Here is a 26,964-nt window from a genome sequence, read left to right on the forward strand (position 1 = left end):
TATTATCGAAAATCAGTTATGGTGTCGTGTTGGGCGACGCCGGGGCGTCTCTTAGAGGATCTCGGAGGCAGCGAGAAAGGAGCGCGGTATGGAGCGGATGCATCGAAGGCGTGGAAGTGAGGCGTCGGATGGTGCGCGAGACGAGCGACATCCCGTCGCCGTCGCTGTGTTGAAAGGCATGGTCGTGCTGTTCGAACTGCTGTGTCTTGCGGCGCAGTGCATCATCGTGCCGTTGTCCGGCGAGGCGGTCGCCATGTATCCCGAAACCGCGCCGATGCGCTGGCTCTATGTTGTGCTGGGGATCCTCGCCGTGGCATGCTTCGAGATCGCGCTGGCCGGCTTGTGGCGGCTGCTGACGATGGTGCGCCGCCATGACGTGTTTTCGGGCGAGGCGATGCGGCCCGTCAATCTCATCATCGGATGCGCCGGGGCGGAAGGGGCTGTGGTGTTCGTCGTGCTGCTGCTGTCCACGGTGCTGGAACCGCCCCTGATATGGGATTCCGCTCGCGGCGCCTTCGTACCCGCGGCGGTGGGTATGCCGGCGTTGTCGCTGGCATTGGTTGTGGCGCTGTTGCTGATCGTCGCCTTCATCATGCTCATGCTGGTCATGCGCTCGCTGCTCGCGCAGGCGACCGCCCAGCGCGACGAGCTCGCGGTGGTGATCTGAATGACGATCCGTGTGAACCTCGACGTGATGCTCGCCAAACGCAAGATGAGCGTGAACGAACTGGCCGACCGCATCGGCATCACGCCGGTGAACGTGTCGGTGCTGAAGAACGGACGCGCCAAGGCGATCCGCTTCTCCACCCTCGACCAGATCTGCAGCGTTCTGGACTGCCAACCCGGCGACATCCTCGAATGGGCGGAGGGCGAGGAATAGCCGGGCGGCGGTCCGCACCGTTCTGGGCGGCGCGCGGTGCCGCCGGCGCGGATGGATCGCGCGTGGCGGCGCGGCGTTTTTGCGTATGCCTTGCATGTCGCGTCGGAAAACATGTTTGAATGACATCGTTATCATTCGTTCGTGCGATGTGTGCGGAAGCGAGGGCGAGTCGTGGTCAACCTGTTGTTGGCGGTAATCTACGTGGCGTTCATCAGTCTGGGACTGCCGGACTCGTTGCTGGGGGCGGCCTGGCCCACCATGCGTCAGGATCTCGGCGTGCCCGTCTCATGGCAGGGCGGCATCTCGATGATCATCTCCGCCGGCACCATCCTCTCCGCGTTGATGAGCGACCGTATGACGCTCAGATTCGGCGCGGGCAAGGTCACCGCCGTGTCGGTCGGCATGACCGCGGCCGCGCTGTTCGGCTTCTCCGTCGCTCCGAACTATTGGGTGCTGCTGCTCATCGCCATCCCGTACGGCCTTGGCGCCGGCGGCGTCGACGCGGCGTTGAACAACTACGTCGCCATCCACTACAGCAGCCGACATATGAGCTGGCTGCACTGCATGTGGGGGCTCGGCGCCTCGATCGGCCCATACTTCATGAGCTTCGCGCTGCTCAACGGCCAAGGTTGGCCGTGGGGGTACCGTTACATCTCCATCCTGCAGGTGGTGCTCACCGCGATTCTGGTGTTCAGTCTGCCGTTGTGGAAAACGCGTGACGCGGGAGCCGCCGCTGATGAGAGCGATGCCAAGAAGGCGTCGGAATCCGTCTCGACGAAGCCTTTGGGCCTCGGGGAAGTGCTCGCCATCCGCGGTGCCAAAGAGATCATGATCATGTTCTTCTGCTACTGCGCGGTCGAGACCACGGCCGGACTGTGGGCCAGCAGCTATATGGTGATGCATGTCGGCATCGACAAGACCACGGCCGCCAGCTGGGCCAGTCTGTTCTATGTCGGCATCACCGTGGGACGTGCGCTGAGCGGTTTCATGACCATGCGGTTCTCCGACCCGGCGATGATCCGTATCGGTCAGGCCACGGTGGCTCTCGGCATCGTGCTGATGGTGTTGCCCCTGCCCAACCATATCGGTGTGATCGCAGGCCTGGTGACGGTCGGTCTCGGCTGCGCTCCGATCTACCCGTGCGTCATCCACTCCACGCCCGCGTATTTCGGTGAGGATAAATCGCAGGCCATCGTCGGCGTGCAGATGGCCAGCGCCTATGTCGGTTCGCTCGCCGCTCCGCCGCTGTTCGGTCTGATCGCGCAGTATGTGTCCATCGCCCTGTATCCGCTGTATATGCTTGTGATTCTCGTGTTGATGGTCGTGATGCACGAACGTCTGCGCAAGCTGCGCGGCTAGTTTCACGCCTGTGCGCGCCTCTCGACCGGGATGGCGCGCGGGCCGCGGGTGCGACTGATGCCTCCGGTCTCGGAGGCGAGGGGCGGCGATGGGCGAAGGTGTGAATCGCGGGTGCGGATTGAAGCGCCGGCGACGCGCCGGACTGCCGTTTTTGTGCCGTCGGGCCTGATGGATGGACCGTTCGAAGGCGACGCGCAGACGCTAGCCAAGATGGCGGGCACGCTCTACAATCGAACATATGTACGATTGCATGGATGCGTTCGCCGAGCCCACCCGGGCATGGTTCGCCCATGCGTTCGGCGAGCCCACCGAGGCGCAGCGGCGGGCATGGCCCGCGATTCGATCCGGGCGCGACACGTTGGTGATCGCGCCCACCGGATCGGGCAAAACCCTGGCCGCGTTCCTTTCATCCATCGACCGGCTGATGTCTCACACGATAGGCGAGCCATCGGCCCGCGGCCGGCAAGAAGACGTCGAAGCCTCCCCTGTTCGGAAGCGTCGAAGCGGACGCAAGACGAACCGTGGCGTCAGCGTGCTGTATATCTCGCCGCTGAAGGCCTTGGCGGCGGATGTGGCCAAAAACCTCATGCGCCCGCTTGACGGCATCGCCGCCGAATGCGAAGCGATGGGGCTTCCCGCGCCCGAAGTCACCGTAGCCATGCGCAGCGGCGACGCCACGCCACAGGAGCGACGCCGCATCGTCTCGCATCCGCCGGACATCCTCGTCACCACACCCGAATCGCTGTATCTCATGCTCACGTCGAAGGCGCGTGACGTACTGGCGACGGTCGACACGGTGATCGTGGACGAAGTGCACGCCGTGGCGGGCACCAAACGCGGTGCGCATCTGGCGCTCAGCCTTGAACGTTTGGACGAGCTGGTGAGCCGGTCTCAACGCGGTTGCGGCGCGGAATCCGGTCGAAGCGATCGCGCTGATGAAACGGAGCCGCAGGGGAGTCGGCGCGTGCAGCGCATCGGCCTGTCCGCCACGGTGAAACCTCCCGAGGAAGTGGCGCGGTTCCTCGCGGGATCGCAGCCGGTTGAGATCATCGACCCCGGTAGCGCGCCCGATATGGATTTGAAGATCGTCGAGCCCCTCGCCGATATGCGCGACCTGCAATCGGCGAATGTGAAGCACCGCGCCGGCGGCGTCGATGCGCGGCCCGCTGGCGAACCGGCGATTTCAGGAGTCACACCGGCCATGCGCCGCTTGGCCAAACGCAAAGGGCTGGCCAAAGCGGACGGCGACGGCATCGGCTATCAGGCCATCGTCGGAGCGGCGGGCGACGGCATGGGCGGCATGGGCTCGCCCACGGGCGACCAGGCCGGCTCGATATGGCCCGTCATCGAGCGCAGCGTGCTCGAGGAGATCCTCGCGCACAAAACCACTCTGGTGTTCGTCAACTCGCGCGGCCTCGCCGAAAAACTCACCGCTCGCCTCAATGACCTCTACGCGGACACCATCGCCCCGTCTCGTCATTCCGAGCGGAGCGCAGCGCAGCCGAGGAATCCCGACACCGGCTCGCCGGAAGGCCGCTCGTCGTTCGCCCGACATTACGACGCCGTGGTCGGCGGCACCACGCAGCTGGTCCATTCCCATGAGACTAGTGACGTGATCGCCATGGCACACCATGGATCCGTGTCCAAAGACCGTCGCAAACGCATCGAGGACGACCTCAAAAACGGTCGTCTGCGTTGCGTGGTGGCGACCAGCAGTCTGGAACTCGGCATCGACATGGGCTCGGTTGATCTGGTCATCCAAATCGCGCCGCCGTTAAGCGTCTCCAGCGGACTGCAACGCGTCGGCCGCGCCGACCATCGCGTGGGCGGCGTCTCGCACGCCCTGTTCTACCCGTTGACCCGCGAACAGATCATCGGCTCGGCTGCCAGCATCGAAGCCATGCGGGCCGGCGATATCGAACCGATCCACATGCCTCGCAACCCGCTTGACATTCTCGCCCAGCACACGGTGGCCGCCGCGTCGATGGACGATCTCGACGCCGACCATTGGTTCGAGATCGTCCGGCGTGCCGCACCCTTCGCCGGTCTCGAACGCGGCGTTTTCGACTCGGTGATGGGCATGATGACCGGCGCCTATAACAGCGAGGATTTCTCCGCGTTCCGTCCGCCGCTAATGTTCAACGAGGATGCCGGTCTGATCTCCGCCCGCCCCGGAGCCCAGCGGCTGGCCGTCACCTCAGGCGGCACGATTCCCGACCGAGGGTTGTACACCGTGGTGCTGCCCGAAGCCGACGCGGGCAAAGGGCCGCGCCGCGTGGGCGAACTCGATGAGGAGATGGTCTACGAATCACGCGTCGGCGATGTGATTACGTTGGGCACCTCCACATGGCAGATTCAGGAGATCACCCGAGACCGCGTGACGGTGCTGCCCGCGCCCGGACGCACCGCGAGACTGCCGTTCTGGCATGGCGATGGCAACGGACGTGACGCGGCCTTCGGACGAACTAAAGGCCGATTCCTTCGCGAAACCAGCGCCGCCCTCATCCCCAGCCATCCAGACCACGACCCAGCTTCTTCCCGTCCTCCTGAGGAGATGCTTCGACTCCGCTGCGCTCCGCTCAGCATGACGAATAAACATCATCAACGTCCTTCCGAACAGAGCACAACCTCTGCTTGTCCTCCTGAGTGGACCGCAGCCTCTTCTTGTCATCCTGAGCGGAGCGCAGCGGAGTCGAAGGATCCCTCCCCGCGATTCTCCGAATCCACCGAACAACGCCTTATCGCCGACGGCCTCGACCGCAACTCCATCGACAATCTCGCCGCCCTGCTCGCCGAACAGCGGGCCTGTACCGGCGTGGTGCCCAACGACCGGCATCTCGTCATCGAACGCTGCCCAAGCGAGGAAGGCGACTGGCAGGTCATCCTCCATTCGCCGTACGGTCGGCGCGTCCACGAGCCTTGGGCCATGGCCGTAAGCCACCGCATCAAACAGCGCTACGGATTCGACGGCCAGACCTATGCCGCGGATGACGGCATCATCCTCCGATTGCCGGACGGCGTGGCGGTCGGCGAATCCCTGTCTTACGGTGAGACGTCTGCGGACACCGCAGCCGCCGACGTCTCTTATACCGGCCAAGACCGGCCGTTATCCGACGGCATGTCGTCCTCATGGCTGCGCGACATGTTCCTGTTCGACACGGACGAACTGACGCGCGATGTGGAGACGCAGGTTGGGGAGTCGGTGCTGTTCGCCGCGCGGTTCCGCGAATGCGCGGCGCGTTCGCTGTTCCTGCCGCGTACCGACCCCGGCAAACGCGTACCGCTGTGGCAGCAGCGGCTGCGGGCCGCGCAGCTGCTCAACGCCGCGCGCACCAGACGCAACTTCCCATTGCTGCTGGAAACCGCGCGCGAATGCCTGCAGGATGTCTACGATATGGCCGCCCTGCGCGAACTCATGACCGGGCTCAACGCCGGAACCATCGCGCTGGGAGAGGCGGAAACGCAGCGTCCCTCTCCGTTCGCGGAAAACCTGCTGTTCGGATACGTCGGCCAAGTGATGTACCAGTATGACGTGCCGCAGGCCGAACGCAGCGCGCAGTTGCTGTCGATCGACCCCGAAGTACTGGAACGCCTACTGGGAAGCTCCGATATGACCAGCGTGCTCGACGAGCAGGTCATCACGCAAGTCGAAGCGGAACTCGCCGCACGCACCTTCTGGAACGATCTCGACCTCTCCGACGTGGTCGGCCGCGTCACACGATTCGCCAAAACCCATGGGCCCTTCACCTCCGACGAAGTGATGCGCGAGCTGGCATTGGACGCCTCGACCGTCGTCCGCACGCTCGACGAGCTCACCCTACGTGGCGAATTGCTGCATGGTCGGTTCACGGCCCAACCCGTGTCGGGGGAGTCGAGGAAGGCCCACGCGGACGCCGGAGGAACAGGCGGTCTGGAATCGCAATTCACAGAATCACACGCCTCGGAACCGGAACCGCGTGTTGTGGAGCCGCATACTTCGGCATCACATGCAGCGGATTCGCACCCCGACCAGTGGTTGCACAGGGATGTGTTCCGGCGGATTCGTTCGCGCTCGCTCAAGAAGGCGCGCGAATCCGTCAAACCAGTGGACGTCTCGACCTTCCAAACCTTCCTGCTTGACCGGCAGGGCGTCGGTCCGGTCGGCGGTGAACGATACGAGGGCGTCGACGGATTGATGCGCGTCATCGAACAGTTGGAAGGCGTGGCACTACCGGCGTCCGTATGGGAACGCAGCGTGTTTCCGGCCCGCGTGCGCGATTATCAGCCCGCGCTGCTCGACGAGCTCATCACCTCCGGCGATGTGGTCTGGATCGGATCCCAATCCGGCGCCAAGCCCAAGGAACGAGTCAAAGAACCCGGGCTGGTGTCGTTCCATCCCGCGAATTCGCCATTACCGGAACGGTTCGGCCATCGCGACAGGCGCGCCGCCGCCGGCGTGGGGACCCTGCCCGACGCGATCGCCGACGTGCTGTCGTCGTCGGGCGCGTATCGCGCCGACCAACTGGCGGCCTTGTCGCGCGGACGTTGGGAGGAAATAGCTCCCGAAGTGGATTCCGACACCGGCGAGATCGTCGGCAAGGCATGGTCGGACAGTCAATTCGAAGAGGCGCTCTGGTCGCTGGTCTGGCAGGGAAGGGTGACCAACAGCTCATTCTCGCCGGTGCGGGCGTTGGATGCCGGCACGCGAGCTGCACGAGCCCCGTCAAGGGCCTCCCGCAGACATATGCGCATGGCACCGGCCATTCCCCTCAACATGACGGGCCTATGGATGGCCGTGGACGGCGCGGATGGTTCCGAGGCGGATGATCGGTCGGACGGGGCGGTGATCCGCGCCACCGGCATGTCGCCTGAGGCGGTGCGGAGCTTCGCCGCAAGCGGGAATCCCAACACCGGCGGTTCCGATGCCAGCGAGGTTGGGCCGTCGGTGGGACGTTCCGATGGGAGACGGCTCTCGTCGCGGCCTGAACAGGTGGCGATCGCACGTGTCGAGGCCCTGCTGGACCGCTACGGGGTGGTCGCTCAGCCGCTTGTGGACAAGGAGAACCTGCCGGGAGGCTTCTCCGCGCTCTACCCGGTGCTGAGGCGTATGGAGGAGCACGGCACGCTGGTGCGCGGCATGTTCGTCAAAGGGTTCGGCGCGGCTCAATTCGCCTCCAAAGAGGTGGTCGACGTGCTGCGCCAATCGACGGAAGGACACGTCGAATCGGCGGTGGCGTTGAGCGTGCTCGACCCCGCGAATCTCGCTGGATCCGCAGTGGCCTGGCCTGATGTGTCAGCGGGCGCGACCAAACCAATCCGTCGCGCCGGCGGCGTGGTCGTCATCGCCGCCGGTCGACCGGTCGCCTATGCTGCGGTCAAATCCAAACACCTCACCATATTCGACGGGGCGGCCGGGCGTGGTGGCGAGAACCGTGATGGCAGCGAGAACAACGAGGACGGCGAGAAGAGCGAGAGCTACGAGAACAACGAGCTGTTGCGGCGCGCCTTAAGCGAACTCACGTACGCCTTGCGGCGCGACAGTCCCACCGGCAGCATCACCTTCGCCGATGCGAACGGCGAATCGTTCGCCGGAGGCAACCCTTATACGCGGGTGCTCCGACTGGTGGGGTTCACGCTCACGCCGCAAGGCATGAAGCTGTACCGCTGATGCGATACAGCGAGGCGGCCGCGTCAGCCGATGAAGGCGATGGGCGCGGCGAGGTCGGTTCCCGAACCATCGCGGCGCATATCCGGCTTGGGCAGCTCGACGGGGGAGTTGCCCTCGGTTGACGCATGCAGCGGGTAGGCGCCCACCCATGCGGCGATCAGCGTGTTCTGCCCCTTGAGGAAGCGCTGCGAACGAACGCCACCGGTGCCGCGGCCCTTGGTCGGGTACATCTCCAACGGCGTGACCTTTGCCGCGCCGTTCTCGGTGCCGGGCAAAGCCTCGGAATCGCCGGCCACGGTCAGCACCACCGCGCCGGATGCCGAGGACAGACCGTTCTCGCCCTCCTCATACACCCAGGCGATCTTGCCGGCGGGCACCACGTTGAACGCGGCCACCTGCTCGCCCTCGGCCAAGCGGATGCCGGCCATGCCGCCGGCCGTGCGGCCCTGCGGACGCACATTGCCCGCCTCGAAGGTCAGTAGCGAGGAGTCCGTGGCGATGAACACCAGGCGATCCTCATCCTCGGCGGGAGCGGCGAACAGCGCCACATCGCCATCCTTTAGGTCGATGATCGGCCACGAATCCATCGTGGTGGGCGACTCGCGGTTCCACCTCTTGACCACGCCGCCCCGCGTGCCGATCGCCAGCGGCGGCAACGCGGCCGGCACGCCGGAAGCCGCCTCGGCATTTTCGGCACTTTCACCCTCGCCGGAGGCGGACTTCGCCGGCTCCATCGCGATGGCGGTGATCACCTTCTCGCCCGGCACCGGGTCGGTGCTTTCGGTCATGCCGATGAGCTCATCCGCCTTCACGCCGCCGGTCAACGCCAGTGTGGTCGACGCGGGCAGCGCGGGAAGATCAGCCACATGCGCCAGCACCAGGCGACCCGCGGAGGTCACCAGACCATAGGACGCGCGGGTCGAGGTCGGGAAGATGGCGACGATCTGGTCGTCGGCCACACGCTTGTCGGAGGCGGAACGCGTTTCGAACACGTCCATCGCGCTGGGCGTGGTTCGTGCGATCAGGCCGGATGCGCTCATCATCACCACGCACGGCTCGTCCTCGATCTTCAATGCACCCGCGAGCAGCGCGTCCTCGCCGCTCTTCTTCGCGGCCTGCGCGGCGGCCTCCACATCGGCGGCCGCGGACGATACGGTCTGCGCCGAGCGCACGGCCTCCATCGCGGATGCGGACACGCTGGAATCACCCTCGACGGCCACGGGGGTCAGCGCGCCGTCCTCGCCCGCGTCCAGCAGCACCGTGCGGCGCGGCGAACCATACTTGGCGGCCGCCTCGTCCATCTCACGCACCACCACGGCATCCAGCTCCGTTTCGGAGGAGAGGATGCGGTCGAGCTCCTCGATGCGGCGCTTCAACTCGTCACGCTCGGCCTCGAGCTCGATGCGGCTCATACGGGTCAGACGGCGCAGGCGAAGGTCGAGAATGTACTGTGCCTGGATCTCATCGAGGTCGAACACGGCCATCAGTCGTGTTTTGGCGGCGTCCGCGTCGTCGGAGGAGCGGATCACCTGGATGACCTCGTCGATGTCCACCATGGCGAGCAGCAGGCCGTCGACCAAGTGCAGGCGTTCCAGCGCCTTCTTGCGGCGGTATTCGCTGCGTCTGCGGATCACCACGCGACGGTGGTCGATCCACACCTGCAGCATCTCCTTCAATCCCATGGTGTGCGGGCGGCCCTCGACCAGCGCCACATTGTTGATGGCGAAGTTGTCCTGCAGCGGCGTGTGCTTGAACAGCTGCACCAGCACCGCATGCGGGTCGAAACCGGTTTTGATCTCGATGACGATGCGCGTGCCGTTATGGCGGTCCGTCAAGTCGATCGCGCCGGAGATGCCCTCCAGCTTACGGTTCTTCACACCGTCGGAGATGCGTTCCAGAACCTTCTCCGGCCCCACCATATAGGGCAGTTCGGTCACGACGATCGCCTTCTTGCGGGCGGTCACGTTCTCGACATGCGTGGCGGCGCGCGTGGTCAGCGTGCCACGGCCCGTCGCGTACGCCTCGCGGATGCCGTCACGGCCGATGATGATGCCGCCGCCCGGCCAATCCGGTCCCGGCACGCGCCGCATCAGTTCCTCCAAAGAGGCGTCGGGATTCGTCATCAGATGCTTCGCAGCCGACACCACCTCGCCGAGATTATGCGTGGCGAGATTCGTGGCCATGCCCACCGCGATGCCCGAACCGCCGTTGACCAGCAGATTCGGAATCGCCGCCGGCAGCACGGTCGGCTCCTTGAGCTTGTTGTCGTAGTTCGGAGTGAAATCGACGGTGTCCTCGTCGATGTCGGCGTTCATGCCCAACGCCGCCGGTCCCAAGCGCGCCTCGGTGTAACGGGAGGCCGCGGGGCCGTCGTCAAGCGAACCGAAATTGCCGTGGCCGTCGACCAAGGGCAGACGCATGGCGAAGGGCTGCGCCAGACGCACCATGGCCTCGTAGATCGCGGAATCGCCGTGCGGATGGAGCTTGCCCATCACCTCGCCGACCACACGGGCGGACTTCATGTACGGACGGTCCGGAGTGAGGTTCATCTGGCCCATTTGGTAGACGATGCGGCGTTGCACCGGCTTCATGCCGTCACGGGCGTCGGGCAGGGCACGCGCGTAGATCACCGAATACGCGTATTCGAGGAACGACTTGCTCATCTCCTCGTTCAACGGCGTTTCGACGATATGCTCCTTGACCGTACGCGGGTCATAGGCCGGCTGGGCCGGTTTGCGTGATGCCATATGCGCTCCCTCAGTTCGAACAACCGCCCCATAATACCGTCAGCGTGCCCCAAAGCCGCGAATCGGCGACAACGGGGTGTCCGAAAGGCCCGCCAAAGCGCCCGCAAAAAACCGACATCGAGTTTGGTGTGTCCGATTGCCGAAAAACGCGCGTGGCCTAGGGGGCGACCCGCGCAAAACGGCGCAATGACGTAGAGGTCGGTTCGAAGTATCGGCAGGAGCGCACACCAAACTCGCCAAACCGTTTGGAACGGTCCCCTCGGGAGGGAAGTCGTTGTGCTTGAATGTGGGATTATGAGCGTCGAAGTGCCGGAAATGGAAGAATTATTGCGTTTGGTGCCCACCGCGCGGTATGGGGATGCGTCGCCGGGCGGCGACGGACGCGGTGACACCTCCAACGAGTCGTCGCATACGTCGTCGCATATGTCGTCAAACGCGCCGCGAGAGGCGGCCCAAGAGGAATTCCGAGGCGGCGCGCTGCACCTGTCGTCGCTGCTGCCCGCCGTATCCTCCGCCATCGGACATCCAGCCGCCACCGCGGTGCACGCCGATCCGCGCCGCCTGCAGACCACGCTGGGACTGCCCGACGTGAAATCCGCCATTGTCGTGCTGGTGGACGGACTGGGCTACTGGAACATCGCCATGAGACTGGGCCACGCGCCCACATTGCGCTCGCTGATGAACGACGCCGCCAACCAGCGTCCCATCTCCACATGCGCGCCCAGCACCACGGTCGCCGCGATGGCCACCTTCGGCACCGGCACCTGCCCTGGACTGACCGGTATGACCGGCTACACGCAGAGGAACCCGCTCACAGGCCAACTCAGCCAGCTCATCCAATTCAAAGAGGCGTTGGAACCCGCCGACCTGCAACGCCAAGCCACCATATTCGAACGGCTGCGTGAGCGTGGCGTGCGTGTCACCAGCTCCGGCCTGCCCAAATTCGCCAACTCACCGCTCACCCAGGCCGCGTTGCGCGGCTCCGACTATATCGGCAGCGTGACGCCGCGGGACCGCGTGCTTGCCGCATGCAAAGCCGCCGCGACCCCGGGGCTGAGCTACCTCTACATCCGCGACGCCGACAAGGTCGGGCACAACTATGGCTGGAACTCCGACCAGTGGATCGCCACCTTCGAACGCATCGACGCGCAACTGGGGCTGCTGCGGCGCAGCGCGCCCGCCGGCACGCTGATCCTGGTCACCGCGGACCACGGCATGGTCAGTGCCGATCCCGACGAACGCATCGACATCGCCGAAGAGCCGCGTCTGTCCCAAGGCGTGGAACTCGTCGGGGGAGAACCGCGTTCGGTGATGCTATACGCGGATCAGCACACCTCGCCCGAGGAATTGGCCGCGCGATGGACGAATTTCCTCGGCGATAGGGCTCTGGTGCGCACCAAAACGCAGGCTGTCGAACAGGGGGTGTTCGGATCTGTGGACGCGCGCGTGCTGCCGATGATCGGCGACGTGCTCGTGCAGGCCACGGGCGCGGTCACCATCGTCGATTCGCGCTCGCAGGCGGAGAAGGCCACGCGACTGCCCAGCGTCCACGGCTCGCAGACACGTCTGGAAATGGATATTCCCTGTCTCGTCGACGTGGTGTGAGCGGGTTCTTCGTTTGCATTGGTGGACGGGTGGTGACGGCCGGTCTGGCTCAGTCTCCGAACAGAATCTCGTCCCAGCTGGGCACGGCGGAACGTCCGGATTTGCGCTTGGCGGCGGGTTTTCCAGCGGCGGGGGTCTGCTCGCGCGTTTCGGGGGCGGACCCGTCCGTGGACGCTTCGGTCGTGTTCTGCACGGCGGCGGGACGTTCCGCAGGAGTGGTGTCGGGAGCCGTTCCGCGCGCGTCGCTCTCATGGGAGATCTCCGCCAGGGTCTGCATGATATCCGGTTGCGTCAGTCCTCCCGGATATTGCTGCGGCTGTTCGTCGGCTTCCGTCTCATCCGCCGGATTCGGCACGCTCGTGGACTGATCCCGTCCGATATTCGGAGAGGCCTGCTGGCGTGTTTCGGGCCGTGCCGCCGGCAAAGTCGGCTTGGGAGTGTTCCATGCGGAGACGGCGCGTTCGATACGGGCCGATCTGACGGAATCGCCCGGCAGCGTCGGCATCGGCGCGTCAGGCGAGGCGTCGGCGCCGGCGTTCAGATTCTGCTCGCCCAGCAGTTTGCGGGCCGTGTTGTTCAGGCTGGCGACGGAATTGTCGTGCATATCCCACGTCCACTCGGCTTTGGCGGTGCGCCCCGCGGTGGAGAACTGCGCGGTGATGTGCCACGGCTCAAGACCGCGGCGGGTGGCGCGCCATACCACCGATTCCATACCGATGCCCACCGAGGCCAACGTGCGTTCCACCAGTTCGGAGAGCGTGCGCACCTTGCTTTCCTTGGGCGCGGGAACGCTGAGGAACTGTTCGATGGCGTACTGTTTCTCGGTTTCCACTGCCGCGGAGAAACGACGGACCAACGCTTCGCTCAGCTCGTAGCGTTCGGCCACGCGCGTCGGATCGGCACCCGCGCGAATCAGCGACTGGATCTGTGAAATGGGCAGTACGGTCTGCTGTCGGGGCTGTCGACTGTTCCGCTGGTGTTCGCTGGCGAGTTGCTTGGCCTCGAGAATGGCGTGTTCCAGGGCATCGTCCACCGTGACGGCGAACAGTTGTCCGCCGCAAGAGAACACGAGCTCGCCCGTCTCTCCAACGTGATCGAAGCGGGCTTCTTCAAGCCGATCCTGGGGCATATGCGCACCACTTTCCATGCTGTGGAACATTACTTCTTCAAGTATGCCCCACGTGTCGAACTTTACGAGTATTTCAAATCGTGTATCCTATGGGCGAGTAAAGGCGTGTTTTGTTTCGGCGCCCAGTCGCGTTGGAACCGATGAAAGGAACCATAATGGCACAGGATTATGATTCTCCCCGCAACAAGGACGAGGACGAGGAGTCGCTGCAGGCTTTGGGCAAAAGCGCCCAGAGCTCGTCGAGCGATATCGACGACGACGAGAACGCCATCGCCGAGGACTATGAGCTGCCGGGTGCCGACCTGAGCAACGAGGACTCCTCGGTGACCGTGATCCCGATGCAGGGCGACGAGTTCATCTGCTCGCAGTGCTTCCTGGTCAAGCACCGCAGCCAGTTGGCGACCGTGGACGCCGACGGACAGCCGGTGTGCGAGGAGTGCGCCGCCTGATGACCTTCGACGTGGCCTACAACGAGCCGGAGAACACCGAAGTGCTCGTCAAGTCGTTGGACCCCGACCATCCCGCGCGGCTGTACTATGCGCATGCGGGTGATGCCGGCGCGGACCTGATCACCACGGTTCGGGTCGAGCTCAAGCCCTTCGAGCGTGCTCTGGTGCCGACCGGCGTGGCGATCGCCCTGCCCGCGGGCTATGTGGCGCTCGTCCATCCACGCAGCGGTCTGGCCGCCAAGCAGGGGGTGACCGTGCTCAACGCGCCCGGCACCGTGGACGCGGGCTATCGCGGCGAGATCAAGGTGCCGCTGATCAATCTCGATCCCGAACACACCGCGGTGTTCCAGCCCGGCGACCGTATCGCGCAGCTGGTGATCCAACGGTACGTCGAGGCACGGTTCGTCGAGGCTGAGACGCTGCCCGGCTCGGATCGCGCCGAACGCGGCTTCGGATCGACCGGAGTGGCGACGGACTGACGTTCCGCGACGGCGTGGTACGGGACGTGCATGCGCGTACTATGGTTGGAAACGCACGAGGGAGGTGACTGGCATGACCGAGGAGACTGAGGAGCAGTATGCCGCCCGCATGCTGGGTTGCGAGATCAGCGCCGATCCGCTCAATCCGCTTGATCCCATCCTGAAGGTGTGCCAGGCGCACCATCCCGACGAGGATATGTCGGTGCTTGAACGCGCCTACCGCCGCGCCGTCATCCAGCATTCGCCCCAGCGCCGCAAATCCGGAGAGCCGTACATCATCCATCCTCTGGCCGTCTCGCAGATCCTCGCGGATCTGGGCATGGGGCCGATCGTCGTGGCGGCGGGCCTGCTGCACGACACGGTGGAGGACACCGATTACACGTTGGAGGAATGCCGCGCGGAGTTCGGCGACACCATCACCGGTCTGGTCGACGGCGTCACCAAGCTGTCCAAAATGGAATACGGCGATTCCGCCCAGGCGGAGACCATCCGCAAAATGGTGGTGGCGATGAGCCGCGACGTGCGCGTGCTCGTCGTCAAACTCGCCGACCGCGTGCACAACGCGCGCACCTGGCGCTACGTGAAAACCTCCAGCGCGCAGAAGAAGGCGCGCGAAACGCTCGACGTGTACGCCCCCCTGGCCAACAGGCTCGGTATGAACGCCATCAAAACCGAGCTGGAGGAGCTGAGCTTCAAAGTCCTCTATCCGAAGATCTACAACGAGATCGTGGTGCTGGTGGCGCGTCGTGCCGGCCAGCGGGACGTGTATCTCAAGCAGATCCTGGCCGAGATCAACGAGGATCTCGACGAGCAGCATATCAGCGGATACGTGACCGGCCGTCCGAAGGACTACTTCTCGATCTACCAGAAGATGATCGTGCGCGGCCATGATTTCTCCAACATCTACGATCTGGTCGGCGTGCGCATCATCGTCGACACGATCCAGGACTGCTATGCGGCGTTGGGTGCCGTGCACGCGCGGTGGAATCCGGTTCCGGGCCGGTTCAAGGACTACATCGCCATGCCGAAGCTCAACATGTACCAGTCGCTGCACACGACGGTGGTGGGGCCGGGCGGCAAGCCGGTCGAAATCCAGATCCGTACATGGGACATGCATCGCCGCGCCGAATTCGGCATCGCCGCGCACTGGAAGTACAAGGAGAACGGCCAGGCCGGACGCGCGCTCAGCTCGCCGGACAAGGCCGACCGCCAACGCGAGAACGTCGAAACGCAGGAATTGAGCGAGGCCGACAATCTCAAGTGGATCCAGCAGCTCGCCGATTGGACGTCGGAGACTCCGGACTCCAACGAGTTCCTCGGTTCGCTGAAAGAGGATCTCGGCGCGGCCGAGGTCTACGTGTTCACGCCGAAAGGCAAAATCGTCTCGCTGCCGGCCGACGCCACGCCGGTCGATTTCGCCTACTCCGTACATACGGAGGTCGGCCACCGCACCATGGGCGCGCGCGTCAACGGCCGTCTGGTGCCGCTTGACACCAAGCTGGAGAACGGCGATACCGTCGAGGTGCTCACCTCCAAGTCCGATGCGGCAGGACCCTCGCGCGACTGGCTGAGCTTCGTGAAAAGCCCGAAGGCCCGCAACAAGATCCGCCAGTGGTTCAGCAAGGAACGCCGATCCGAGGCGATCGAGGAGGGACGCGACGAGCTGGTGCGCGCCATGCGCAAACGCAACCTGCCGATCAACACGCTGCTGACCGCCGAAGCGCTGGTCGGCATCGCCGACGATCTCAATTTCGCCAACGCCGACGCGGTATTCGCCGCCATCGGCGAGGGGCAGATCTCCACACAGAATGTGATCTCCCACCTCATCAAGGACGCGGGCGCCGACGAGGTGAACGAGGAGGTGGAGCAGGAGGCCCTGCCATTGAAGCCGGTGGAACGCCGGTCCACCACCAGTTCCACAGGCGTGTCCGTCAAAGGCGTGGGCGATGTGTGGGTTAAACTCGCGCGCTGCTGCATGCCGGTTCCGGGTGATCAGATCATCGGCTTCATCACTCGCAACCAGGGCGTGTCCGTGCACCGCGCCGACTGCCAGAACATGATCGATCTGCAGGAACGCCAGCCGGAGCGTGTGATCGAGGTGGAATGGACCAGCACCAAGGGTGTGTTCATGGTCAAAATCCAGATCGAGGCCTTGGATCGCCGCAATCTGCTGAGCGACGTGACCCGCGTGCTGGCCGACCACGGAGTGAACATCATCTCGGGATCGATCTCCACGGGGTCGGACCGTGTGGCCATCAGCCAGTTCAGTTTCGAAATGGCCGATCCTCAGCATCTCAACACGGTGCTGGCCGCCGTGCGCAAGATCGAAGGCGTGTTCGACGTGTATCGCATCACCGGAGCCAAGGACTCCGCCGAGCCTCGGCTGCGTAAGATGAAGAGCTGACGGCGCACGGACTCCATACCCGAGGCGCGCCGTGCGACCCTAAAACGCGACCGAAACGAACATTCGGGGTGCTGTTTCGCTGAGATTCCGCCAAACCCGTGCTGTGCGGGCGTGTGCGGAACTGTAACGAAAAGTCGCACGGATGGGCAGTCCGAATGTCTTTGTGCGACTTCGCCTCCGGCGAAGAGCGGGTGGGGGCCCATTTGGTATCCTCTCCCATAGGCCCAAGGAGGAATTCGTGCTGCAAATCAAGTCCATTTCCAAACAATACCGTGTCGGCGATTTCACGCAGAAGGCTCTGGACGGCGTCAGCCTGAACCTGCGCGACAACGAGTTCGTGGCCATCCTCGGCCCCTCCGGCTCCGGCAAAACCACGTTGCTCAACATCATCGGCGGTCTCGACCGCTACGATGACGGCGACCTCGTGATCAATGGCATCTCCACCAAGCAGTACAAGGACCGCGACTGGGACTCCTACCGCAACCACACGATCGGTTTCGTGTTCCAAAGCTACAACCTCATCCCGCACCAGACCATCCTGTCGAATGTTGAGCTCGCGCTGACCATCTCCGGCGTCTCGAAGTCGCAGCGACGACACCGCGCCCGCCGTGCGCTCAAACAGGTCGGCCTTGGCGAGCATATCAACAAGAAACCCAACCAACTTTCCGGCGGGCAGATGCAGCGCGTGGCCATCGCCCGCGCCCTGGTCAACAATCCCGACATCGTGCTGGCCGACGAGCCGACCGGCGCGCTCGACTCGGACACCTCCGTGCAGATCATGAACCTGCTCAAAGAGGTGGCCAAGGATCGTCTCGTCGTCATGGTCACGCACAATCCCGAACTCGCGCAGCAGTACGCCACGCGCATCGTGGAGCTGCGCGACGGGTCGATCCGCAGCGACTCCGACCCGTTCGAGGTGACGGGCCAGCAGTCGGGCGAGCCGGTGCACCGCACCATGGGCAAGGCCGCGATGGGCTTCACTACGGCCCTGTCGCTGAGCCTGAACAATCTCGGCACCAAAAAGGCGCGCACCTTCCTCACGTCCTTCGCCGGATCCATCGGCATCATCGGCATCGCGCTCATCATGTCCGTCTCGAACGGCGTGAACACCTACATCGACGACATCCAACGCGAGACGATGACCTCGTACCCCATCACCATCGAGGAACAGTCCATCGACCTAAGCAGTCTGATGAGCCAAAGCGCTACGGCGGGCGGCGGTGAGGAAGGGGCCGACCACGCCAACGACGGCATCTATCCGGACGATTCCAGCATCCAGCGGGCCTCCACGCTCACCACCTCCATCAGCGAGAACAATCTGACCGCGTTCAAGGAATACCTCGACGATCCCGACAGCGAAATCCACCAATACGTGGGCGGCAACGGCATCCAATACTCATATGACGTGAAATTCTCCGCATACACGCACGATCCCGACGGCACTTTGGTCAATACGGACGGCGTGACCGTGGGGGAGAGCGCCTCGAATGACTCGATGGCCGCGCAGATGGCCACCAGCACCCCCTACTCGTCGTCGACGAGCTCCATGTCGATGCTCACCGGAGAAACGGATGAGAACGCCGCACCCAGCTCGTTCAGCGAGATCATGCCCGGCGCGGACGAGGAGACGCTGATCAGTCAGGTCGTCACCGACAACTACGAGGTGGTCGACGGCGCATGGCCAACCGGCGCGGACGAGGTGGTGCTTGTGCTCAACGAGCGTAACGAGATCCCGCTGACCACCCTCTACGAGCTCGGTCTGCTGCCGGCCAGCGACTATCAGACGATGATGGACCAGCTCAACGCCGACGAGGAGGTCGAGACCACCACCGACAAACTCGACTATGCGACCGCGCTCGACCAGACGATTACGCTGATTCCCGCATGCGACCAGTACGTCAAGGACGATTCCGGCCACTGGCGCTACATCGGCGACGACGCGGATGAGATCACGCAGCTCGTCGACTCCGGCACCGGCACCTCGCTGAGGATCGTCGGCGTGGTCAAACCCGTCGAGGACGCGCAGACCACGCTGCTCAGCCCCGGCATCGGCTACACGCGGGCGCTGACCGACGATCTCATCGACCACACCGACTCCAGCGCCATCGTCACCGAACAGCAGGCCGACCCCGACCACAGCGTGCTCAACGGATTGGAGTTCTCCCCGGCCGACGACGCCGCCAAAGCCCAGGATGCGCGCACCTACGTGGCTTCGCTGGATGTGAGCGACAAGGCGAGCATGGCCCGCAGCATCATGGGCTCGTCCATGGACTCCGCGCAGTTGGCCGCGATGAGCGAACAGCAGATCGCCGACAGCTTCGACCAATATCTGGCCACCGCCGGCGATGACGTGCTTGTGACGATCTACGACCGTTACATCTCCACCGGCACCTACGACGACAACCTCGCCGCGTTCGGCGTGGTCAGTCGCGACGCTCCCAGCGCCATCAACATCTACACCGACAGCTTCGAAGCTAAAGACGGCATCTCCCAGGCCATCGAGAACTACAACGCCTCGGCCGACGAGAACGACAAGATCACCTACACCGATTACGTGGGCCTGCTGATGAGCTCGGTGACCACCATCGTCAACGTCATCTCCTACGTGCTCATCGCGTTCGTGTCGGTGTCGCTGGTCGTCTCGTCGATCATGATCGGCATCATCACCTACATCTCCGTGCTGGAACGCACCAAGGAGATCGGCATCCTTCGCGCCATGGGCGCCTCGAAGCACAACGTCTCGCAGGTGTTCAACGCGGAGACGGGCATCATCGGCCTATGCTCCGGCCTGCTCGGCGTGGGGCTGACCGTGCTGCTGAATTTCCCCATCAACTCGATTCTGCACTACTTCATGGAGACGGATGAGGTGAACGCCGCGCTCAGTCCGGTCGCCGGCGTGGTGCTGGTGGTGTTGAGCGTGGTGCTCACCCTGATCGGCGGCATCATCCCCTCGCGCAAGGCCGCCAAGCAAGATCCCGCCACCGCGCTACGCACCGAGTAGACGTTCGCGCGCGGACTCAAGGAACGCTGCGGCCGCGCGCGAGAGACGACGGTTGGTTTTCCACACCAGACTGAGCTTGGCCTCCAGTCGCGGCGCGAGTGGACGGAACGTCAGGTCGCTGTCTCCGCTGATGTTGATGATGCGGTCGAGCGTGAGCGCGTAGCCCAACCCCTCCGACACCATCAGCGCGGCGTTGTTCAGCAGATTGTATGTGCCGACGATAGTGAGATCCTGCTCGCCGGTGATACCCCACGCTCCGAATTCGCGGTCGAAGCGCGTCTGCCGCGATACGAGCAGCGGCATGGTTTTCAGATCGTCGGCGGTGATGTCGTGACGTGCCGCCATCGGATCATCGCGGCGCATGAGCACGCCCCATACGTCGGCGGCGGGAAAATCCACGCAGGCGAACTTGGTCGTGTCCCACGGCTCGAACAATACGGCGAAATCCAGCAGTCCCGCATCGAGTTGCGCGACGACGTCCGCGGCATCGCCGCTGTACATGTGGAAACGCACACGAGGATACCTGTCGCGGGTGTCTTTCGCGGCCTGCGCGAGCAGACGCATCGCATCGGTTTCTCCTGCGCCGATGAACACCGGACCGCCGACCGGCTCGTCCATTTCGGTCAGTTCGGTTTTGGTGCGGTCGGTCAGTTCGATGATCTCCTGTGCACGGTCGCGCAATAGCTCGCCTTCCGGGGTGAGGGTGATGGTGCGGCTGCCGCGGATGAACAGCTGCTTGCCGAGTTCCTCCTCGAGCTCGCGCAGTTGGCGGGAGAGCGTGGGTTGGGAGATCATGAGGATGTCGGCCGCGCCGGTGATGCTTTCCTCTTCGACGACGGCGAGGAAATACCGCAGAACTCGCAGATTCATGAGTGGCCTTCCGGAAGTATGGTCGGTTCGATTATAGAAGTGTGGGAATGGGGATGAGGATGTTGAGGGAGAAGACGTGGTCGGCGGTGGCGATGTCGAGCTGGCCTTGGTATTTCGCCACTTGTCGGGCGATGGAGCGCATGCCGAAGCCATGGAAGCGTTTGTCGCCCTTGGAGGTTTGCGGCAGGCCGTCCGCCATGCGCACCTCGCCGGTGTAGTAGTTCTCCTCGCTTATGCGCAGCATACGGCCGTTGGCTCGCAGGTCGAAGGTGATCTGCCGGTCGGTGGCGTCCGGCAGCAGTGTCACCGCCTCGATCGCGTTGTCGAGGATATTGCCGAACAGCGCGTACACGTCGGAGCGGTCCATGAAGCCGAGCTGTTTGCCATCTGCCATGGCGGTCAGGGTGATGCCATGCTGCGCGCAGTACAGGCTTTTCTCCGTCAGCAGCGTATCCAACGCGTCGTTGCCGGTATGGAAGATCGAATCGTACACGCGGATCGAACGCTCCATCCGCTCCAACGCCTCGGTGGGAATGCTTGGCACGGGGGAGTCGCCGGGCTGCGACTCCTGCGCGCGCTGCAGTTCCTGCGCCGTTTTGCGCAGCGACGCGAGATCCTTGCGCACATCATGGAATTTGGTGTTCACCAATTCGATGTTCTCGCGGCTCATCTCATACTGCTGTTCCTTGAGCCGGTTGATCTGTTGAATCACCGCCAGATCATTGGCCAGTCGGTCGTTGTTCGACACGGCGAGCAGCAGCGCGAACGCGAGTACGCTGCACACCAGGTCATATATGTAGCAAATGATCTGAGGAACGAATCCCATCCATTCGCCATCGACGAGCTCCTCCACCGCCTGATTGAACACAATCACCAACGCCAACACGCCAAGACTCATCAGCACGCGGGCTTTCGTATCGCGGATCTTCTCCTCGTCCACAGCGAAATCACGGGCCACCAGCAACCAAATCAGCCAGTAGACGACGGCGAACACCACCAGATGCAAAGGAAGCAGCCGCATATCGTAGACATACAGCTGCGATCCCGCGATGGAGCGCAGAAGCGCCACGCATGCGAACGCGATATGCTGAGCGCAATAGCCCACGGCGACGATAACCAACGATTCCATCCACGACACGGAGCAGATCCAACGCAGCAATATGACGAGCAACGCCGCGCAGCAGGCGAAAAACGTGACGCTTGAGAGAAACCGTATGACGGGAATGAACGTTCCGTTGCCCCACGGCTCCGTCCATACCGAAGGCCATATCATGCGCGTGCCGGCCGCCGCCACGCTGAAGGCCACCATCACGCATGCGCCGGCGGCTGCGCGGACGGGACGATGCCAGTCCAATCGCGTTGCGAACAGCAGCACGCCGACTACGAACTCCACCAGAAACGGCATAAAGAACAGCAACTGCATGACGGCCACCTATGCCCGCCTGTAGTAGGCGTTCAACGCCTGCATCAACGGTTTCTTGCGGGAGCGGGAGACGGGGACGCGCTCGCCGTCCACAACCACGGTATCGCCCTCGAAGGCTTCCACCCAAGCGAGATTGACCAAGCAGTACCGGCTTGCCGCCACGAAATCATGGCCGTTCAACTGTTCGGCCGTGGCTTTGAGCGAGCCCCAATCCCGCCATGTGCCTGTGGCGGTGTGGTAGAGCACGTTGTGCCCCGTCACCTCCACATAGCGGATGTCATGCGAGTCGAGGAAATGCATGTGGTCGTCGGATTTGATGGCGATGGTCGTGCCCTTGCGCGAGCCGATGATGCTTAACGCCTTGCGCATTTTCAGCGCGAAGCCCGGATATTCCAACGGTTTGACGAGATAGCCGACGGCGTCCACATCGTAGCCGACCGTGGCGTATTGGGCCATTTTGGTGGTGAACACGATCACCGTGCGCGTATCCCTTTCGCGCAGCAGACGCGCGGTCTCCAAACCGTCGATGCCGGGCATCTCCACATCGAGGAAGATCAGGTCGATGGGGCCGCGGTCGGCGTCGTCATAGGAACGCAGCAGCGCGGCGCCATCCTCGAAGCGGGTGATGGCGAGACGGATGTCCTCGTCCGGATGGTCGGCGCAATAACGCCATACCATCGACTCGGTGATGGCGGCGTCATCGTCGACGTCATCGGTGATCGCTATCGAAATCAATGCCATAGTAGGCATTCTAGCCGGTGACGGCCGTCGGCCGAGGCCGATATGAGACGGCTTATGCGACCACGATGACGGCTCGTGAAAAACCGCGATACGGCATTTCGCACCGTTTTATGGTGAACTCAACACCACGCACAAACCGGACATTCGGCTCCATGACAAGGAAAGACGTGGAAGGCCGTGTGATTCAGACTTGTGCCCGGGCATGGCAGCCCGGCGGTGATTCCCAACCATAAGTCCAGTCCCACAGAAGGAGAAGAACATGTTAGGCATCAATATGGCCGACGTGATCGGTGTGCTTGCATCGTTGCGCACGCAGCTCATCGTCGTCGGAGTGGCGCTGGTGGCTGCGCTGCTGGTCACGTTCATCGTCAACAAGCGCACCGTAAAGAACCAGGGTGTGCGCAAGCTCGTGCACAGCGAGACCTGGATCATCGCGGCCGTGACCATGATCGTGGCTGTGAGCATGATGCTGTTCGGACCGTTGAACGCCACGCTTTCGCTGCTGTCCGGCGGCGGAAAGCTGACCGAGGAGACGACGGTCCGCGCCAATGATCTGGCCGTCGACATCCAGCGCGAAGGCACCGTGCTGTTGCAGAACAACGACGACGCGCTGCCGCTTGCGACCGGTCGGGTGAACGTGTTCGGATGGGCTTCTGCCAATCCGATTTACGGTGGTTCCGGTTCCGGCTCGCTCAACGACCAGTACGACACCACCTCCATCCTCGAAAGTCTGAACAACGCCGGCATCGAGACGAACACCGAGCTGACGCAGTTCTACACCGACTATCGCTCCGGACGGCCGACCATGGGCGTGTACAGCCAGGATTGGAGCCTTCCGGAACCGGGAGTGTCCTCCTATTCCGATGACATGCTCTCCAACGCCCGTGACTTCTCCGACACCGCGGTCATCGTGATCGCCCGTTCCGGCGGCGAAGGCGCGGACCTGCCACACCGCATGGGCGACATCTCCCAGACCGGGCCCGACGAAGAGTCCTCCGACGGGCAAGGCGAAGTGGATCGGGTCGCCGGACAGGTGGGAGCCGGTCAGGTCTATCACAACAACTCCAACGACTATAAGGACTTCGAGGACGACCAAGGTTACCTGACCCTGTCGCACAACGAATCCGACATGCTCGACCTGGTCACCGAGAACTTCGACAATGTGGTGCTCATCTACAACGGCGCCAACACCTTCGCGCTCGACTTCGTGAACGACTATCCGCAGATCAAGTCCGTGCTGTGGGCGCCGCCCGCGGGCCAAGCCGGCTTCGCTGCCCTCGGCGAGATCCTCACCGGCGCCGTGAACCCCTCCGGCCACACCACCGACACTTTCGTGCATGACTTCTCACTCGCCCCGTGGTACAACAACATCGGCAACTTCGCCTACGACAATATGGACGAGTTCGGCGCGACCTCATACATCGGCACCAATACGCCCACTTTCGTGAACTATGTCGAAGGCGTCTACGTCGGTTACCGCTACTATGAGACGGCCGCCGACGAGGGCGCGATCGATTATGACGCGGTGGTGCAGTATCCCTTCGGCTATGGCCTGTCGTACACCACCTTCGAGCAGGAGATGGACGAGGTGAGCTATGCTGCCGACGGCACGATCAGCTTCGACGTGACCGTGACGAACACGGGTGACGTGGCTGGTAAGGACGCGGTCGAGGCCTACTACAATCCGCCGTACAGCAATGGTGGCATCGAGAAGGCCAGCGCGAACCTCATCGCCTTCGAGAAGACCGAGGAGCTCGCTCCGGGCGAATCGCAGACCATCAGCATTGAATTCTCCGACGAGGACATGGCCTCCTACGATTACCAGAACGCCCGCGCCTACGTGCTCGAATCTGGCGACTATGGCATTTCGATCCGGTCCGATTCCCACACCATCATCGAGGAGCAGACCGTGACCGTTCCGGAAACCGTCACCTACTCCGGCGAGAACACGCGCTCCAGCGACCAGGCCGAAGTCACCAATGTGTTCGATGACGCCGCCGGCGATGTGACCTATCTGTCGCGCGCCGACCACTTCGCCAACTACGATGAGGCCACGGCCGCGCCGAGCACCTACTCCATGTCCGAAGAATACAAGGCCACGTTCATCAACGCCTCGAACTATGAGAACGAGAACGACGATTCGGATGAGATGCCGACCACCGGCGCGGACAACGGCGTCGACCTGGTCGATCTGTACGGCAAGGACTACGACGATCCGATGTGGGATGACCTGCTCGACCAGCTCACCTTTGACGACATGGATGAGCTGATCGCGAACACCGGATACAAGACCGTGGCCATTGCCGCAATCAACAAGCCCCAGCAGTCCGATGTGGACGGCCCCGCCGCGCTGAACAACAACTTCACCGGCGTCGGTTCCATCGGCCTGCCCGCCAGCGTCGTCGTGGCCAACACCTTCAATGCGGATCTGGCCACCGAATACGGTGAGATCATCGGCGATATGGCGCATGAGATGAATGTGACCGGCTGGTACGCACCCGCTATGAACATCCACCGTTCCGCCTACGCGGGCCGCAACTTCGAGTACTTCTCCGAGGATCCGCTGCTCTCCGGCGTGATGGCCGCCAACGAGAACGCCGCTGCTGCCAGCAAGGGCGTGTATGGCTTCATCAAGCACTTCGCGCTCAACGACCAGGAGACCAACCGCAACTCCATGATCTGCACCTGGGCCGATGAGCAGGCAATCCGTGAGATCTACCTGAAGCCCTTCGAGATGGCGGTTAAGGACGGCGAAGCCACCGCGGTGATGAGCTCCTACAACTACATCGGCACCCGTTATGCCGGTGCCCATTCGGGCCTGCTCAACACGGTGCTGCGCGACGAATGGGGATTCCGCGGATTCGTGGAAACCGACTATTTCGGCGGCTATGGTTACATGGTGGCGGACCAGGTCATCCGCAACGGCGGCGACGCGATGCTCGCCACCATCGAAACCACCAACCATGTCACCGACCACAGTGCCACCTCTTTGATCGCCATGCGCAACGCGGCCCACAACATTCTCTACACCGCGGTGAACAGCTGGATCTACGAGGATGGGCAGCCCGAGGTCGCCACTCCGACCTGGCAGTACATCTACTACGCCGCCGTCGGCGTGCTGGGCGTGCTGCTGATCGCCGCCGAGGTCGTGGCCATCCGCCGCTTCCTCAAGCGTCGTCAGGCGACCGTGACGGTGTCCGCAGAATAATCCGGTAGCTTCCTCTCGTGTCATCCTGAGCGGAGCGCAGCGAAGTCGAAGGATCTCTTACCTAACAACGGTGGAGATCCTTCGACTTCGTTCGTTTCACTCACTCCACTCAGGATGACGCCAAGAGGGAAGTCTCTTTGTTCGGGATGGCGTCGCAAGAGGCTTGCCTCGCTCAGGATGACATCAAGAACGAGGGGCTCGCTTCGCTCTGGATGTCCACTCAACTCATGCCTTGCGGATATGGGTCGGTATCGTCCATAGGTATTTGATAAGGCTGCCGTGCGGTGCCTAAGCTGAATGCGATTCCAATGATTTTGCTTCCAAGGCAGGCGAACAATATGGCACAACCATCTCTTCAGGAGCCGCAATGGGTCAACTGAATATTTCTCGCGGTGTCGTCGTATTACGTGCGGTGGCGGCCATGCTGGCGTGCGCGGTGCTGCTTCTGGCCGCCGGATGCGGCGCGCGGAACGAATCGGCGAGGGAAGGCGGTTCCGGAACCGACTCGTCGCAATCGGACGCGATGCAAAGCGAATCCGGTGATGTCGGAACCCAATCCGAATCCAATACCAACGCTCCAACAGCGAATGGCGATACTGGAAACGACGACACTGCGGAAAGCGAGCGGACAATGAACGACATCACCATCACCGTCAACGGACAATCCTTCTCGGCGACCTTGGCCGACACCCAAGCCGCCCGCGCCTTCGCCGAACGGCTGCCGCTCACCGTGAGCATGGACGATCTGCACGGCAACGAGAAATACCATTACCTCGACGAGGAGCTGCCCACGAACGCCTCGAATCCCGGAACCATCCATGCCGGCGACCTGATGCTGTTCGGTTCCGACTGCCTCGTGCTGTTCTACGAGACCTTCCAAACCTCCTACACCTACACCCGCATCGCCTCCATCGACGATGCCGCCGACCTTCCCGACGCCGTGGGCGGCGGCAGCGTGACCGTGAGTTTCGCTAACTGAAACAATCTTTTCTGTTAACGGGGATAAATGTTCTATTTGTTTC

The 26,964-nt window shown here is 63.2% G+C and carries 15 protein-coding genes and 2 pseudogenes; 12 read left to right on the forward strand and 5 right to left on the reverse strand.

The window, feature by feature from the left end:
• Nucleotides 1–88: 88 nt before the first annotated feature.
• The 5 genes and pseudogenes from BE0216_RS00160 to BE0216_RS11895 form a co-directional block, all read left to right on the forward strand.
• On the forward strand, nt 89–667 hold the full coding sequence (locus BE0216_RS00160) for a DUF2975 domain-containing protein (RefSeq protein WP_226805652.1): 579 nt from the start codon (nt 89–91) through the stop codon (nt 665–667).
• Complete coding sequence (locus BE0216_RS00165) at nt 668–880, forward strand: helix-turn-helix domain-containing protein (protein WP_094637142.1); 213 nt, start codon at nt 668–670, stop codon at nt 878–880.
• Between the two features lie 171 nt (nt 881–1,051).
• Nucleotides 1,052–2,239 (forward strand): MFS transporter, encoded by a 1,188-nt coding sequence (locus BE0216_RS00170; RefSeq protein ID WP_169714277.1) that lies wholly within the window; start codon nt 1,052–1,054, stop codon nt 2,237–2,239.
• Between the two features lie 250 nt (nt 2,240–2,489).
• Nucleotides 2,490–3,179, forward strand: a pseudogene (locus BE0216_RS12280) (DEAD/DEAH box helicase); the annotation flags it as partial.
• Between the two features lie 372 nt (nt 3,180–3,551).
• Nucleotides 3,552–7,886 (forward strand): annotated as a pseudogene (locus BE0216_RS11895) (Lhr family helicase); the annotation flags it as partial.
• A gap of 23 nt (nt 7,887–7,909) precedes the next feature.
• Here the strand turns inward: BE0216_RS11895 and BE0216_RS00185 are convergent.
• Nucleotides 7,910–10,633 carry a DNA gyrase/topoisomerase IV subunit A gene (locus tag BE0216_RS00185; protein ID WP_094637143.1) on the reverse strand — a complete coding sequence of 908 codons (2,724 nt, stop codon included), beginning with the start codon at nt 10,631–10,633 and terminating at the stop codon, nt 7,910–7,912.
• Between the two features lie 294 nt (nt 10,634–10,927).
• Between BE0216_RS00185 and BE0216_RS00190 the strand changes: the two genes are divergently transcribed.
• Nucleotides 10,928–12,238: an alkaline phosphatase family protein gene (locus tag BE0216_RS00190; protein WP_094637144.1), complete on the forward strand. Its 1,311-nt coding sequence runs from the start codon at nt 10,928–10,930 to the stop codon at nt 12,236–12,238.
• Between the two features lie 49 nt (nt 12,239–12,287).
• Here BE0216_RS00190 and sepH read toward each other — a convergent pair whose 3' ends face one another.
• A complete protein-coding gene (sepH, locus tag BE0216_RS00195; protein WP_094637145.1) occupies nt 12,288–13,367 on the reverse strand; it encodes a septation protein SepH in 1,080 nt (359 codons plus the stop codon).
• Between the two features lie 155 nt (nt 13,368–13,522).
• Here sepH and BE0216_RS00200 point away from each other — a divergent pair, with 155 nt between their 5' ends.
• The 4 genes from BE0216_RS00200 (at nt 13,523) to BE0216_RS00215 (ending at nt 19,700) form a co-directional block, all read left to right on the forward strand.
• The gene (locus tag BE0216_RS00200; protein WP_094637146.1) at nt 13,523–13,816 is read left to right on the forward strand and encodes a DUF4193 domain-containing protein; all 294 of its coding nucleotides are present in this window, start codon (nt 13,523–13,525) and stop codon (nt 13,814–13,816) included.
• Nucleotides 13,816–14,295 (forward strand): dUTP diphosphatase, encoded by a 480-nt coding sequence (gene dut / locus BE0216_RS00205; protein ID WP_094637147.1) that lies wholly within the window; start codon nt 13,816–13,818, stop codon nt 14,293–14,295. Before BE0216_RS00200 ends, dut begins: the two co-directional genes overlap by 1 nt.
• Nucleotides 14,296–14,368: 73 nt before the next feature.
• On the forward strand, nt 14,369–16,699 hold the full coding sequence (locus BE0216_RS00210) for a RelA/SpoT family protein (RefSeq protein ID WP_094637148.1): 2,331 nt from the start codon (nt 14,369–14,371) through the stop codon (nt 16,697–16,699).
• Nucleotides 16,700–16,937: 238 nt separating this feature from the next.
• On the forward strand, nt 16,938–19,700 hold the full coding sequence (locus tag BE0216_RS00215) for an ABC transporter ATP-binding protein/permease (RefSeq protein WP_094637149.1): 2,763 nt from the start codon (nt 16,938–16,940) through the stop codon (nt 19,698–19,700).
• Here BE0216_RS00215 and BE0216_RS00220 read toward each other — a convergent pair.
• From BE0216_RS00220 to BE0216_RS00230, 3 genes are read right to left on the reverse strand one after another with little or no spacing between them, the layout of a single operon-like run.
• Complete coding sequence (locus tag BE0216_RS00220) at nt 19,686–20,570, reverse strand: LysR family transcriptional regulator (protein ID WP_094637150.1); 885 nt, start codon at nt 20,568–20,570, stop codon at nt 19,686–19,688. The genes BE0216_RS00215 and BE0216_RS00220 overlap by 15 nt on opposite strands.
• Nucleotides 20,571–20,601: 31 nt before the next feature.
• A complete protein-coding gene (locus BE0216_RS00225; protein ID WP_143249317.1) occupies nt 20,602–21,993 on the reverse strand; it encodes a GHKL domain-containing protein in 1,392 nt (463 codons plus the stop codon).
• 9 nt (nt 21,994–22,002) lie between these two features.
• The gene (locus BE0216_RS00230) at nt 22,003–22,734 is read right to left on the reverse strand and encodes a LytR/AlgR family response regulator transcription factor (protein WP_158217227.1); all 732 of its coding nucleotides are present in this window, start codon (nt 22,732–22,734) and stop codon (nt 22,003–22,005) included.
• 259 nt (nt 22,735–22,993) lie between these two features.
• On the opposite strand from BE0216_RS00230, the gene BE0216_RS00235 reads away from it, so the two are divergent.
• Both BE0216_RS00235 and BE0216_RS00240 read left to right on the forward strand, forming a co-directional pair.
• Complete coding sequence (locus BE0216_RS00235; protein ID WP_094637153.1) at nt 22,994–25,942, forward strand: glycoside hydrolase family 3 N-terminal domain-containing protein; 2,949 nt, start codon at nt 22,994–22,996, stop codon at nt 25,940–25,942.
• Between the two features lie 367 nt (nt 25,943–26,309).
• The gene (locus tag BE0216_RS00240) at nt 26,310–26,921 is read left to right on the forward strand and encodes a cyclophilin-like fold protein (RefSeq protein ID WP_094637154.1); all 612 of its coding nucleotides are present in this window, start codon (nt 26,310–26,312) and stop codon (nt 26,919–26,921) included.
• Nucleotides 26,922–26,964 lie beyond the last annotated feature (43 nt).

The sequence above is a fragment of the Bifidobacterium eulemuris genome (assembly GCF_014898155.1).
GTDB classification, from domain to species: Bacteria; Actinomycetota; Actinomycetes; order Actinomycetales; family Bifidobacteriaceae; genus Bifidobacterium; species Bifidobacterium eulemuris.

Excerpts from the sequence above, each read along its gene's own strand:
- BE0216_RS00160 (WP_226805652.1), top strand. The coding sequence starts at position 89 with ATGGAGCGGATGCATCGAAGGCGTGGAAGTGAGGCGTCGGATGGTGCG.
- BE0216_RS00165 (WP_094637142.1), top strand. The coding sequence starts at position 668 with ATGACGATCCGTGTGAACCTCGACGTGATGCTCGCCAAACGCAAGATG.
- BE0216_RS00185 (WP_094637143.1), bottom strand. The coding sequence starts at position 10,633 with ATGGCATCACGCAAACCGGCCCAGCCGGCCTATGACCCGCGTACGGTC.
- BE0216_RS00190 (WP_094637144.1), top strand. The coding sequence starts at position 10,928 with ATGAGCGTCGAAGTGCCGGAAATGGAAGAATTATTGCGTTTGGTGCCC.
- sepH (WP_094637145.1), bottom strand. The coding sequence starts at position 13,367 with ATGCCCCAGGATCGGCTTGAAGAAGCCCGCTTCGATCACGTTGGAGAG.
- BE0216_RS00200 (WP_094637146.1), top strand. The coding sequence starts at position 13,523 with ATGGCACAGGATTATGATTCTCCCCGCAACAAGGACGAGGACGAGGAG.
- dut (WP_094637147.1), top strand. The coding sequence starts at position 13,816 with ATGACCTTCGACGTGGCCTACAACGAGCCGGAGAACACCGAAGTGCTC.
- BE0216_RS00210 (WP_094637148.1), top strand. The coding sequence starts at position 14,369 with ATGACCGAGGAGACTGAGGAGCAGTATGCCGCCCGCATGCTGGGTTGC.
- BE0216_RS00220 (WP_094637150.1), bottom strand. The coding sequence starts at position 20,570 with ATGAATCTGCGAGTTCTGCGGTATTTCCTCGCCGTCGTCGAAGAGGAA.
- BE0216_RS00225 (WP_143249317.1), bottom strand. The coding sequence starts at position 21,993 with ATGCAGTTGCTGTTCTTTATGCCGTTTCTGGTGGAGTTCGTAGTCGGC.
- BE0216_RS00230 (WP_158217227.1), bottom strand. The coding sequence starts at position 22,734 with ATGGCATTGATTTCGATAGCGATCACCGATGACGTCGACGATGACGCC.
- BE0216_RS00235 (WP_094637153.1), top strand. The coding sequence starts at position 22,994 with ATGTTAGGCATCAATATGGCCGACGTGATCGGTGTGCTTGCATCGTTG.
- BE0216_RS00240 (WP_094637154.1), top strand. The coding sequence starts at position 26,310 with ATGGGTCAACTGAATATTTCTCGCGGTGTCGTCGTATTACGTGCGGTG.